Genomic DNA, 13,099 nt, shown 5'->3' with positions numbered 1-13,099 from the left:
AGACCTACTATGATATTTATGAGTAAGGCTGATGTGGAGAAGAAGTTTAAGAGGCAGATATAATATTGAATTTATATAGGTGAAAATTTGAAAAGACTAGGAATATATGTTCACATCCCCTTTTGTGCAAAGAAGTGTAATTATTGTGATTTTTATTCTTTAGCCTCAGGTGAAGATGAGAAGAAGAGTTACATAGAAGCACTTAAAAGGGAGATAAAAGAAGTATCAAAAAAGGTTAGTGCTGATTATCAGGTATATACAATTTACTTTGGTGGCGGCACCCCTTCTATAATTAAAGCTGATTATATAAAGGAAGTTTTGGATGTAATCAGGTCATATTTTCAGCTTTATAAAGATGATTTTTACCCTGAAATCACCATTGAATGCAATCCTAAGACTGTGGATATAGAAAAACTCAGTATATACAACGAAGCAGGTATCAATCGTATTAGTCTTGGACTTCAGTCAACAGATAATGATGAACTTAAACTTCTTGGCAGGATTCATACTTATGAGGATTTTTTAGAAAGCTATGAAATGGTCAGAAAGTCGGGCTTTAAGAATGTAAATATCGACCTTATGAGTGCAATTCCTAATCAGAAAATAAAAACCTATGAAAAATCGTTAAATGAGATTATAAGGCTTGATCCTGAGCATATTTCAAGTTATAGTCTTATAATTGAGGAGGGTACTCCATTTTTTAAAAAGTATTCTGAAAATGCACCTCTGTTTAGTGAATTACCTTCCGAAGATGAAGACAGGGAGATGTATGTGCTTACATCTGAAAAATTTAGTAAAGCAGGGTATGAGAGGTATGAAATATCCAATTATGCCAAGGAAGGATTTTATTCAAGACATAATACCTCATACTGGGACAGAGTGCCTTATCTTGGTTTTGGAGTAGGGGCTTCATCATTTTTTGGAAACGAAAGATATAAAAACATGGCTAATCTTAAAGAATATATTAAAAAAGCAGGAATAGAGGATATTAGAGAAGAAATTATTAAGTTAAACTTAAATGATGCCATGTCTGAATTTATGTTTCTTGGACTTAGAAAAACCATAGGGGTAAGTAAAAGTGAATTTAAAAATAATTTCACTTTTAGTGTAGAAAAAATATTTGGGAAAATGATAGAAAAACATATAAAAAACAAGCTACTGCTTGATAATGGTGAGTTTTTGAGACTATCCGAAAGAGGACTTGATATCAGTAATTATGTAATTAGTGACTTTTTACTGGATTGAAGTTGATATAGAATTGTGTTAAGATAGCTGTGTAAATGAAAATGCCTAAAAGGGTAACTAGAAAAGGGAGGTAAGATATGAATTTAAGAAAGGATAACAGAGGTATTGCAAAGAGTACCTTAGTTATAGTCTTAGCTATTATCGGTGCACTTGTTATAGGAGGTGCAATATTTGCAAGTTCTATGTTAAAGAAAGACCCGTTTACAAGACTTATGCTAGGGTACATGAAAGTGTATGAAAACAGGGAGCAGAGAGCTGTAGTAGATGTATCGTTTTCTATGGATAAAGAAAATGCAGAGGTAAAAAAACTTTTCGAACAGATTCCTGCTGGTTCATGTAAATCAAGTAATGAGCAGCTTATGGATTTTGTATCAAAGATATTGCCTAAAATAGGCTTAAAGTATTCTGTAATAGCCAATACTAAGACAGAACCTTTAGCTGTAGGTGCAAGTGTATCAGTACTTTATGATAATAAAGAACTTGCAGATGCAGGGGTTACTGCCAGACCTTGGGAAACAACGGTATATTCAAAGGCTTTACTTGAGAAACCTCTTTATATGGATTTAAAAGAGCGGATTAAGGAAGAGACAGGTTTTGATATAAGTGGTATAAAGCTTAAAGAATATATCGACATTCTTTATGAAAAAGATGAGTTTATTAATAAGTTACCAAGTTCTAAGTATTTTGAACTGATTAAAAATACCTTTAAGGATAAGCTTGTTGCAGAAGGCTCGGATAAAGTAGTGCTTAATCTTAAGTATGCAGATTCCATTAAGTTTTCTCAGGAATTTTGTAAAATAGGAGCTAAAGACGAAGACTTAAAGAATTTTATTATCAGAAAGTTTGACAAAATAATTGACACTATGATTAAAAATGGAGATTATAAGCTTACAGGACTTTCAGAAGAAGACTTTAAGAAACAAGCAGAAGAGGGCAAGAAACAGCTTACAGATAAATGGGAAACAAGTCTAAATACTATGGCTGATGCGTATTCCAGTGAAGAATTTAACAAGGCCATTGAACAGCTTGGAGATATGGCTATAAAATATACCTTTACATTTAAGGGTGACGAGATTGTTAAGGTTGATGGCAATATGAATGTTCAGGGTATTGATATAAAGTTTGCTGTAACGATGGAAAAATATAGTGAAGATGGCTTTACCTTTGCTGATGCTTCTAATTCTGACAGTCTGACAGAAAATTTTGACAGTAATAGCATTATGTTTACATTACTTGGTAAGGCTAATGAAATCTTAACAGGCGATGCTTACAAGAATATGGAAGCTGACCTTATTAAGACAGCCAAAGAAAGTCTTGCCAGTGAGGACGCAGCTATGCTTGAAGCAGGACTTAAGCAGGCTTCAGCTATGACTGGAATGGGTGGTAACTAATAATAATTTGTTTATGAATTGAACTATAGTATGATACAAGTGTCAAAAGTATAAAAATTCGATGCAAGCTTGCTTGCAAGAGAATTTATTATCTTTTGACACCCACATCATAGTATAAAAGTTAAAGCACTTTGCAATATGCAAGGTGCTTTAATCTTAGGCAGATGGGAGAAAGAATGGAGTTTAAGATAGAGAAATTATCTAAAACCATAGGCAACAAGAAAATTTTAAATGGGCTTAATCTTTCTCTAAAAGAGGGAGATACACTTGCCCTAAGAGGTAGTAATGGAAGTGGAAAGACTACTCTTCTTAGAATAATCACAGGACTTGATAAGGATTATGAGGGCGAAATAGAGTTTGACCAAGATTTAACTATAGGCTATGTACCACAGGATATAGTATTATTTGAAAGCCTGAGTGTTAAGGATAATCTTAAGGCTTTTTGTAACGGGAATAATGCTAAAGATAATTTTATCAGACTTGAAAACTATGCTAAAGAGTTGGGATTTGCAGGGCTATGTAAGAAAAAAGTAAACAAGCTTTCAGGGGGACAAAAAAGACTGGTAAATTTCCTTGTCGGGCTTGCAAATAATCCAAAGCTAATTTTGCTTGATGAAGTTATAGTAGGAATTGATGAAAATACAGTAAATAAGGTGATTGAACTTATAAATAATATTAAGGCTGATAGGATAATGATAATTACCTCTCATCAGGATGAATTTATGAAAGAAGTATGTAATCTGTCAGGAAGGCTCACCGGGGGGCAATTGGAGCTTAGCTATGAAAATTAAAAATATAATTAAATTATCTTTAATTCAGACAAAGCTTGCCTTGATTAAGCTTAAATCAGCTTTGTTTTTGCTTATTCTAATGGCTTTAATAATTGCATTATGTGTAATTTGGTGGAAAAAAACTGATATGGCAAAGCCCAAAGTTCTTATTGCAAATGAAGAAAATAGTATGCTTGCCAATCTTACCATTAATTCAATATTAAACAACAAGGTTGCTGAAATTGTTAACTTTGTAACAATCGACTATGATGAAGGAAAGAGACAGGTAGACGCCGGAGAAGCTTTGCTTTTAGTTTATATCAAAAAGGGAACAATAAACACCTTGTATGAAGGTAAGAGGGCTGAAATTAATATATATACAAAAAATGAAAACAATGACTTTACAAGGCTGATAATCAGCTATATAAAAGGCTTTACAGATATAATCAATGTCTCACAAAATGCCGGACTGGCTTATATGGATGTAATGTATGAAAGAGGAATGACGGAAGATGAAAGAATGAAAAAATTTAATGAGCTTCAATCTGCCTATATAAAGCTTACTTTAGCCAGAAACAGTATATTTACCGGAGAAGATAGGGTGTTGGGATTTGATAAGAAAGATATTGAAACAGGGTATTATTTGCTTGCAGCCATATTTTTAATCGGAATAACTATAGGAGGTCTGGCAAATAGTGAAATCCTAAATAAAAATATGCGTCAAAGGCTTATATTATCAGGTATTTCAAATGTGGAAATATACCTGACCGTTATAGCTAAAATATTGCTTGCAAATATGATGGTTCTGATTATATTCATAAACATAGCAAAGACTATAGGGATAGGTGATTAGGTGTATACTGGGATTAAACTTAAAAATGAATTGATTAACAAATGGGTATTTATACTTATTATAGTTTCATTTACCTTTTCCTTTGCACTTAATATTTTTGGGAAAAGTTTAGAGACTCCGACAAGCTTTAAGGTAAATATTGTAGATGAGGATGGAAGTAAACTTTCGTATAAAACAGTGGAAAGTATAGGTGAATTTAATGGAGTGGAAATTACAGATAAAGAGGCTGATATTAAATATATTATTAAAAAAGGCTTTGAGGAGAATTTTGTTAAAGGAGAATTTAACGGACTTATTGAGGTAAAGAAAACCAGCTTTAAGCAGGGAGTAAGCCTTTTAAATGACAGGATTGCGACCAAGCTTGTAAGTGATTATATTTATCTGAATCTTTATGATAGAATCAGGCTTGAGAAAAATATAAGTTTTGATGATTATGAGAAAAGTTTAGCTAAGACAAAGCTTGCAAATGAAATTTTGTTTATTTCGGTAAACAACAGGGAAATAGCGGACGGAATAAGTTCGGATATTAATTTTTCATCTTATATAGCCTTATTTTTTCTGCTGTTGGTAAGTATCAATATAAGTATAAATCAGGTTGTAAAGTTTAACAGAATAAGAAATAAAGGAATACTTGCAAGGCTTAAATTGTCTGGAGTTAAAGAAATAGCTGTAGTATTAAATGAAATTTTTATAGCAAGTCTTAAATGTACATTTGTAATATTACCTTTTATTTTATTTAAGACTGATGTAAAGGTATTTGTAATTGCAATTCTGCTGTTTTATATGAATTTAACCATTAATCTGATTTTGGAGAAAGCCACAAAGTCAGAAGAAGCACTCATTTTTGTAGCAAGAAGCGTTATGATAATATTTTTAGCTTTAGGGATGTTTATAAATTTTTATTTTTAAGGAGAAAATATGTTTTCTGAAAAGGTTAAATTACTCGGAAGGACTAATGAAAAAGAAGATAAATTATTGCTTAGGGACTCGTACACAGGGATTTCTTTTTACTGCAAGGGCAGTATAACGCTTACCATTACGCCTAAAAATGAGACAGATAAGGATAGCTGTCCGTATGTGGGTATAGTTGTAGATGATGATATTTTAAATGTAACCAAGGTAGCTGTAACTAAAGAGTTAAAGGATATTAAGCTTCTGAAAAATGATGGAAAGCTTCATAAAATAGAAGTGGTAAAGCTTACAGAGGAACAGTATGGGAATGTTTGGCTTAGTAATCTGTATTTTGAAGATGAGGTAAGCGTAAAGAAGGCAGAAACCATGGATAAAAGCCTTTTGTTCATAGGAGATTCCATTACAGCCGGCTATGGTGTTAATGGGATAGACGGAGAGGGTGATTTCACCACTTTTGAAGAAAACATACTTGGTTCCTCAGCCATATTTACAGCAAGGAAAACAGGCTCTGAGGTATTTGTGTTTGCAAGAAGCGGTCATGGAATTATTTCAGGATGGATACCGCCTGAGATTGATGTGCCGAATAAAGACGGAATAATACAGAATTTTTTCCCTTTTGAAGGTGATACTTTTCCTGAACCTGATTATATAGTTATTAATCTTGGGACAAACGATAACAGCTATATAAGAGGCAGGGAGGAACGAATAAAGTTATTTAAAAATGAATATACAAAATTTATAATAAATCTAAGAAAGCTCTATACTATGCCTAAGATATTTATAGCTTACGGAGTAATGGACACAGAATTACTTCCGGTTATAAGAGATGTGGTTAAAGAGTATAAAGAACAAAGTGGAGATGAAAATTTACTCTTTGTCGAACTGGAACAACAAAAAGCAAGCGAGGGCATTGGTGCGGCAGGGCATCCGAGTATAGCAGTAAATGAAAGAGTTGCTGACAGCCTGGCAAAGGTAATACTTGAAAACATTCAATGATGTGGGAGAAAAAATGAATAACTATTTTTTTGAATATTATCAGAATGAAACAAAGCAAAATATTGAGAAGAATTTTGAAGATATGACTCAGCTTGAAAGAAGTATAGGTGAGTTTTTTATCAAGAATAAATCTATAAGAGATTTTTCATCCAAGTGTATATCAGGGCTTTTATATGTGTCTGAGGCTTCACTTCACAGATTTGCTAAAAAATGTGGTTATAAGGGTTATAGAGAATTTATTTTTTCTTATGAAAAAGACATAGAAAATGAGAAAAATAGTGGGACAGATGAGAAAAAAGCGGGCCAGCTGATAAATAAGCTGAGGACAGGCTATACTACGCTAGTAGAAGAAAACTTTTCTTTGATAAAAGATAACCAGATAAGAAAGATTGCAGCTCTTTTAAATAGTGGTAAAAGGGTTATTTTCATTAGCACTGAGCCTGAAAATGCTATATTTGAAAAGTTTAAGTTAAAGTACCTTAAACTGGGTATAGATATGAATACAGTAACTAAAACAGAACTTTTAGAGCCTGCCATGACTGTAATAGGTGAAGATAGTGTGGTACTTGTATTCGACCTGCAGGGGGAAGACAAAAATCTGGAAGCATCTATAAAAAGAGCCAGATTAAAAGGAATTGATACAGTTCTTATAACTGCAAACGAAGCCTGCGGATATGTGGAATTTTGTGATGAAACAATTAAACTAAGCTATAAGAAGGGCATGGAAAACATTATTTCCAAACAGATAGTAATACTTATGATAATGGATATAATCTACTTCTATTGTCTGGCAAACAATGATTATTTTAAGGCAATAAAAAAAGAAAAAGAGGGCAAAAGCTAATTTAACATTTGTAAACTTTACAGCTAAACATTGGTAATACTATAGGTAATTGTGAAAGTATTTAGCAAAAATTAGTATAAAATCTACTAATAAAAAATCTACTTTCAGAATTGCCTGTTTTTATTGTAGATTTTAAACAATGATGTTATTATCAGATTAAAGGTTAAGACCTGATCACAATTTTAAGGAGGAAGGGAAATGAAAAAAAGATTATTAAGTTTGTTAGCCTGTGCTGCTGTTGCTGTCACTACTTTCACAGCTTGCGGTGGAAATGCAGCTAAGACAAATTCAGGAAGTGCATCTAAGTCAAGTGCAGCTGCAACAACATCAAGTACTAAGAGTGCTTCTGCTACTACAGGTTCTGCAAAGCAGGCTGCAGCAGAGCCCGTAACTGTAGAGTTCTGGACTATTTCTCTTAAGGCTAATTTTGAAGAGTTCTTCAATAAGCTGATAGCAGACTACCAGACAGCCAATCCAAATGTAACTATAAATTGGGTGGATGTACCTTATGATGATGTACAATCAAAGCTTGTAACTGCTGTTGCAGGAGGTACTGCTCCTGATGTAGTTAACTTTAACACACAGATGGCACTTACTCTTGTAGGACAGGATGCACTTGTTGACTTAAATAAAGCTGCTACAGAAGAGCAGAAGAGCATCTACATTGAGAGCCTTTGGAATTCAGCCAAGGTAGGCGATTCTGTATATGCTTTCCCTTGGTATGCTTCACCTGACATTATGTTCTACAATCAGGATCTTATGAAAAAGGGCGGAATAGAAGCTCCTGCTACTTTTGACCAGGCTCTTGAGAAAGCTGAGAAGTTCTATAATGACACCAAAGCTTATCTTTTCCAACCTGATGAATTCTTCAATCTCTTAATTGAAGAAAATATACCTATCTTAAATGAAGACGGCACAGAGGCAGCTTTCAATACTCAGGCAGCTGTAGACTTACTTACAAAATATAAAACTTATACAGATAAGGGAGTACTTCCAAAAACAAACTGGGGCTCCTGGGATGAGGCGCTTAAGCTTTTTGAATCAGGTAAGCTTGCTATAGTAAGTTCTTCCGGTTCTTCACTGGGAAGAATTAAGGATGAGGCTCCTGATATCTACAAGACCATAGCAGTAAGCACACCTCTTACCGGAAGCACAGGACTTAGCCGTAATCCTCTTATGAACCTTGTAGTTCCTACTGCAAGCAAGAATCAGGAAGCAGCTATTGCTTTTGCTAATTATATAACAAATGATGCAAATCAGCTCGCATTTTGTAAGACAGTTTCTATTTTCCCTTCAACCAAGAAGGCAAGTGAAGACAGCTTCTTTACTTCTGATACAGCTACACTTGAAGGACAGGCAAGTGCAATGTCTGCTAAGGCAAGTCTTACTTCGCAGGACTTCTCACTTGGCATAGCTAATCAGGGAACTATTCAGACAGCGATCAATAAAGCTTATGAAGCTTCTATCATAAATGGTGATGATATTGCGGGTGCACTTAAGCAGGCAGAAGAAGATGTAAATAAGATTTTAGCTGAAAACAAGTAAGATTTTGGTATGATTTAAACTTATTCTATTAGGCTGTCGTATTAAAGGAAAAGACTGCAAAATATGTTAAATTTATTGTTAGTTAATCACAATATCCTGCATTTCTTTTTCCTTGTGCGACAGCCCCATTTTGGAGGTAATATGGTAAAAAGCAGTAAGGCAAGGAAGGCTAAAGAAACTGCTGTGGCTTATGCATTTATGGCTCCGGCACTTATAATTATTTTACTTTTTACAATTATTCCTATATTTGCAAGTCTCGGACTCATGTTTTTTGACTATTCGGTTTTAGGTAAGACCAAATTCGTTGGTTTAGGCAATTTTATCAAGGCGTTTAATGATAGGGAATTTATAATTGCAATTAAAAATTCCATTATTTTTGTTGCTGTTGTTCCCGTTATACAGATTCTTTCGATACTTTTATCTCTTTTAGCAAATAGAAAATTAAGGGGAATTGGAATTTACCGTACCCTTTTTTATATACCGGTTATTACCTCTATGGTTGCTGTTTCCATAATCTGGGGATTTATATTTAACTCAAGCGGAGTTATCAACACTCTGCTAAGTGACTTAGGATTAATAACACAGCCTCTTGGATTTATCAATGATAAGAAAACAGCCATGCTCTGTCTTATGTTTATCACACTTTGGCAGGGACTTGGATATTATATGATGATGTATCTTGCAGGACTTCAGGGCATACCTTCAGAACTTGGTGAAGCTGCCAGAATAGACGGTGCAGGTACACTCAGAGTTATTACAAGTATAATTATACCTCAACTTAAGCCTTTTATATGGCTCTGTACCTTAAATTCAGTAATTTCAGCCATAGGTGTATTTGATGTGGTATTTGTATTGTCTAAGGGTGGACCTGATAATGCGACAATGGTAATAAATTATTACTCATATACTAAAGCCTTTGGAGAGTTCCGTTTTGGTTATGCGGCTGCAGTAGGAGCAGTACAGGCAGTTATTACAAGTATAGTAAGTATAGTAGTTTTTGTTTATGGTAAGAGAGGAGGTATGACAAACAATGAGTAATGTAAAATTTAAGAAAAAAATTAAAACTAAAGTAATCATTTCAAATACAATTTCATACATTCTTCTGACTGTAATAGCCATTGTATGTGCAGGACCTTTTATCTGGCTGCTTCTGTCATCTCTTAGGACAGGTGCAAATATTTATGATCTGAATTTTTCTCTAAGCAGTTTTTCGCTTGTAAACTATACAGGTGTAATGGAATTTATGCAGTTACATAAGTATGTATGGAACACGGTAGTTATTACTGTCGGTGCTATTGTGATTGATGTAGTATTTTCTGCAATGTGTGCTTATCCCCTTGCAACCATGAATTTTAAGGGAAAGAATTTTATATTTGGAGTTCTTGTTGCAACTATGATAATCCCGGCTGCCGCAGGTATGATAATCAATTACCTTACAATATCCAAAATGCATCTCTTAGATAATGTTATGGGTGTAATACTACCTTCATCGGTCAAAACTTTTAGCATTATCCTTTTGAGACAGGCATACCTCGGTGTACCTAAAGAACTTATAGATGCAGCTAAAATAGATGGGGCGGGACAGTTCCTTACCTGGCTTAAGGTTATGCTGCCGGGAATTATTCCGAGTATATCTACAGTAGTAATATTTGACTTTATAGGTAATTGGAATGCTTTCTTATGGCCGATTATCATATTTAAGAGCCCTGAGAAATATCCTCTTGCAACAGCTTTGCAGTATCTGAATGGCTCATTTAGTTATAAATTTGGCTATGTAGCGGCAGGTACTATATTATCTATAATCCCTGTATTAATAGTTTTTATGCTCTGTCAGAAAAATTATATAGAAGCTGTAAGTGGTGCTGTGAAAGGTTGATATTATGGAAAATATTGAAATTAAGATTATGTCAGAGAGTGACTTAGAAGATATGGCAGAATTATCAGAAGAATCATTTCTGCCTGAATACAATGTAACAAAGGTTAATTTAGCTGAAAAACTCTTAAAGGATAGTGACAGATTTGATAATGCATGTTTTGTATTAAGAAATGCAGATACAAATAAGCTTATTGGATTTATAGGTACCAAGCTTTCATCAAATGCTCTTTATCCTGATACAGCATGGATAAGCATTATTGCTGTTTCTAAAGCTGAAAGGTGTAAAGGTTATGGTAAGCTTTTAGTTACAAAAGTAATTGAAAAATTAAAGAAGCAAGGCGTCAAATCGGTGAGTATTGGTCAGGAATTTCATAACTTTTTCTCTGGAATTCCTGATCCAAACGAGGAAAACCTGGGATTTTTTTCAAAACTTGGCTTTGTTATAAATGATGGAAGCCATTATGATCTGGAAGCCTTTGTTACAGATAATGATAAGATTGATAACTTTGATGTTTCTCCTTTTACAGGCGAATTTGAAGTGAAAACATATGATAATGATTATGACAAGCTTATGGCTTTTCTAAACAAAGAATTTCCGGGCAGATGGGCTTATGAGGCAGATACTGCCGTCAAATCTCACAAAGAGCCTTCTGAAATTGTGCTTTTATGGAATAAAAAAGAGAAAAAGGTTATTGGTTTCTGCATACTTACCTCTTATAAAGATGAATATGGCAAAAAAACAGGTTATGGTGGTCTTGGCCCTATAGGAATAGCTGAAGATGTAAGGGGCAGGCAACTTGGTAACTTTTTGCTTCGTGAAGCATTATTACAGGCAGCAGAAAATGGAGTTAACAGGGTAAATATAGACTGGACTATTCTGGTTAAATTCTATGGACAATTCGGCTTTGAGATAATGAGAACATACAGAGCTGCTTACAAACAATTAGTATAGAAGGAGGGTAATATGAAGACAAAGATAGTCTTATTACCTTTAGATGAAAGACCTTGTAATTATCTTTTTCCACAGAAGCTTTTTTTACATGATGATATAGACATAGTTCTGCCTGAAAAGTTAGGAGATAAAAAAATACCTGCAGGTCTTAAAGAGATAGATAGCTTTTTAACAAAAGAATGTAAGGACGCCACAGGTCTTGTTATATCTTTAGATACCCTGCTTTATGGGGGACTTGTACCTTCAAGAATACATAATGAGACGGAAGATAAGTTAAAAGAAAGGCTTCATATACTAAAGGATATAAGAAAAGCAAATCCTAAGCTTATTATTTATGCATTTAATATAATAATGAGGTGTCCAAGTTATTCAAGCAGTGATGAGGAACCTGATTACTATGAAGAATATGGAAGAGAAATTCACGAAATTGGTGCAGCCATGCATAAAAGTCACTTAGGGATGGAGAATACTTTACCTCTGGATGAAATTATAGAGAAAGTTCCTGAAAAATATTTAAATGACTATATTTCAAGGCGTAAAGTTAATAAGGCTCTTAATCTTGCTTCGCTTGAACTGGTAAAAGAAAATATTGTAGATGCACTCGTTGTACCGCAGGATGATTCCTGTAAATATGGTTATGCGGCTATTGACCAGAGAGATATAAGAAAGGCTATAATCAAGAATTGTCTTGAGGATAAGGTGCTTATGTATCCGGGAGCAGATGAGGTAGAGCTAACTCTTATTTCCAGAATGATAAATACTCTTAAGGGAAGAAAACCTAAAATATATTTAAAATACGCTACAGAAGCAGCAAAAAGTATAATTCCGCTTTATGAAGGAAATATGCTTTCAGGCACGCTAAAGTATCATGTGCTTTCAGCAGGCTGCCAGCTTACCGAAGCTTATGAAATGGCAGATATTATAATGGCTGTCACAGCACCTGCAGGTAATATGGAAGAAGCCATCAACCAGCCTTCTAAGTATCCTGAGTACTATGCTGAGCGGAATATAGCTGAAATGTTTGATTTTATAAAAGACAGACTGTCAGAAGGTAAAATTGTAACTATAGCTGACAATGCATATGCTAATGGTGGGGACCTGCAGATAGTGAGATTTTTAAATGCAAATAATCTGCTGATGGAGGTAGATGGCTATGCAGGATGGAATACTTCTGCAAATACAGTAGGTACTGCTATTGCTGAAGCTGTAGACGCTTATCATTTTGGAACAACTGAAAGACATCAGAATTTTTTAGGACTCAGATATATAGAGGACTTAGGATTTTGCTCTATGATAAGACAAAAGGTTGTAGAGAGGCTTCCGGAATATGGAATGAATTATTTTGATGTGAGAGATAAAGAAGGAAAAATAAGCGAATTAGTTAAAGCTGAGCTTGAAGAATTTATAAAAAATGAATTATCATCAATAAGTAATAATCTCAAAATATTAAAATTAATAATGCCCTGGCGGAGGATGTTTGAGGTGGATATAGATGTAAAATATATAAAATAACCAAAAAAGTGCATATTTATTGCATTTTTTTGGCATAGATATCATTGAATATTTTTTCTCAAGGCTTTATACTTAAATGTAGGTATCAAAAGTACATATTTTTAGCTTGTAATAATTATTCTTTTGATATCTGCATAATTATAATTTAACAGGAGGGAAAGATGAAGAAAACATCAATTAAGACACTTATTGCAGTTTGCTTT

General features: G+C 33.9%; 12 protein-coding genes. All 12 read left to right on the top strand.

The window, feature by feature from the left end; all coding sequences use genetic code 11:
• The first annotated feature begins 87 nt into the window (after nucleotides 1-87).
• The 12 genes from hemW to ACTTKP_RS08685 all read left to right on the top strand — a co-directional run bounded on the left by hemW (nucleotide 88) and on the right by ACTTKP_RS08685 (nucleotide 12,896).
• Complete coding sequence (gene hemW, locus ACTTKP_RS08740; protein ID WP_442553518.1) at nucleotides 88-1,245, top strand: radical SAM family heme chaperone HemW; 1,158 nt, start codon at nucleotides 88-90, stop codon at nucleotides 1,243-1,245.
• A gap of 77 nt (nucleotides 1,246-1,322) precedes the next feature.
• Nucleotides 1,323-2,636 carry a hypothetical protein gene (locus tag ACTTKP_RS08735; protein WP_442553517.1) on the top strand — a complete coding sequence of 438 codons (1,314 nt, stop codon included), beginning with the start codon at nucleotides 1,323-1,325 and terminating at the stop codon, nucleotides 2,634-2,636.
• A gap of 176 nt (nucleotides 2,637-2,812) precedes the next feature.
• Entirely contained in the window at nucleotides 2,813-3,427 is a 615-nt protein-coding gene (locus ACTTKP_RS08730) for an ATP-binding cassette domain-containing protein (RefSeq protein ID WP_442553516.1), read from the top strand.
• Nucleotides 3,417-4,259, top strand: coding sequence for an ABC transporter permease (locus ACTTKP_RS08725; protein ID WP_442553515.1), 843 nt, complete (start codon nucleotides 3,417-3,419; stop codon nucleotides 4,257-4,259). Before ACTTKP_RS08730 ends, ACTTKP_RS08725 begins: the two co-directional genes overlap by 11 nt.
• Nucleotides 4,260-5,168 carry an ABC transporter permease gene (locus ACTTKP_RS08720; RefSeq protein WP_442553514.1) on the top strand — a complete coding sequence of 303 codons (909 nt, stop codon included), beginning with the start codon at nucleotides 4,260-4,262 and terminating at the stop codon, nucleotides 5,166-5,168.
• Between the two features lie 9 nt (nucleotides 5,169-5,177).
• A complete protein-coding gene (locus ACTTKP_RS08715; RefSeq protein ID WP_442553513.1) occupies nucleotides 5,178-6,167 on the top strand; it encodes an SGNH/GDSL hydrolase family protein in 990 nt (329 codons plus the stop codon).
• A gap of 13 nt (nucleotides 6,168-6,180) precedes the next feature.
• Nucleotides 6,181-7,011 (top strand): MurR/RpiR family transcriptional regulator, encoded by an 831-nt coding sequence (locus ACTTKP_RS08710; protein ID WP_442553512.1) that lies wholly within the window; start codon nucleotides 6,181-6,183, stop codon nucleotides 7,009-7,011.
• Nucleotides 7,012-7,209: 198 nt separating this feature from the next.
• The gene (locus ACTTKP_RS08705) at nucleotides 7,210-8,556 is read left to right on the top strand and encodes an ABC transporter substrate-binding protein (protein ID WP_442553511.1); all 1,347 of its coding nucleotides are present in this window, start codon (nucleotides 7,210-7,212) and stop codon (nucleotides 8,554-8,556) included.
• 141 nt (nucleotides 8,557-8,697) lie between these two features.
• Nucleotides 8,698-9,594, top strand: a complete 897-nt coding sequence (locus tag ACTTKP_RS08700) for a carbohydrate ABC transporter permease (protein ID WP_442553510.1) — start codon at nucleotides 8,698-8,700, stop codon at nucleotides 9,592-9,594.
• Nucleotides 9,587-10,432, top strand: a complete 846-nt coding sequence (locus tag ACTTKP_RS08695; protein ID WP_442553509.1) for a carbohydrate ABC transporter permease — start codon at nucleotides 9,587-9,589, stop codon at nucleotides 10,430-10,432. The genes ACTTKP_RS08700 and ACTTKP_RS08695 overlap by 8 nt, the downstream gene beginning before the upstream one ends.
• 4 nt (nucleotides 10,433-10,436) lie before the next feature.
• The gene (locus ACTTKP_RS08690) at nucleotides 10,437-11,384 is read left to right on the top strand and encodes a GNAT family N-acetyltransferase (RefSeq protein WP_442553508.1); all 948 of its coding nucleotides are present in this window, start codon (nucleotides 10,437-10,439) and stop codon (nucleotides 11,382-11,384) included.
• A 12-nt stretch (nucleotides 11,385-11,396) separates the two neighbouring features.
• Nucleotides 11,397-12,896 (top strand): DUF4127 family protein, encoded by a 1,500-nt coding sequence (locus tag ACTTKP_RS08685; RefSeq protein ID WP_442553506.1) that lies wholly within the window; start codon nucleotides 11,397-11,399, stop codon nucleotides 12,894-12,896.
• Nucleotides 12,897-13,099: the final 203 nt, after the last annotated feature.

Source organism: Catonella sp. (assembly GCF_052169795.1).
GTDB lineage: Bacteria > Bacillota > Clostridia > Lachnospirales > Lachnospiraceae > Catonella.
This window is presented reverse-complemented; position numbering and strand designations above follow the sequence as displayed.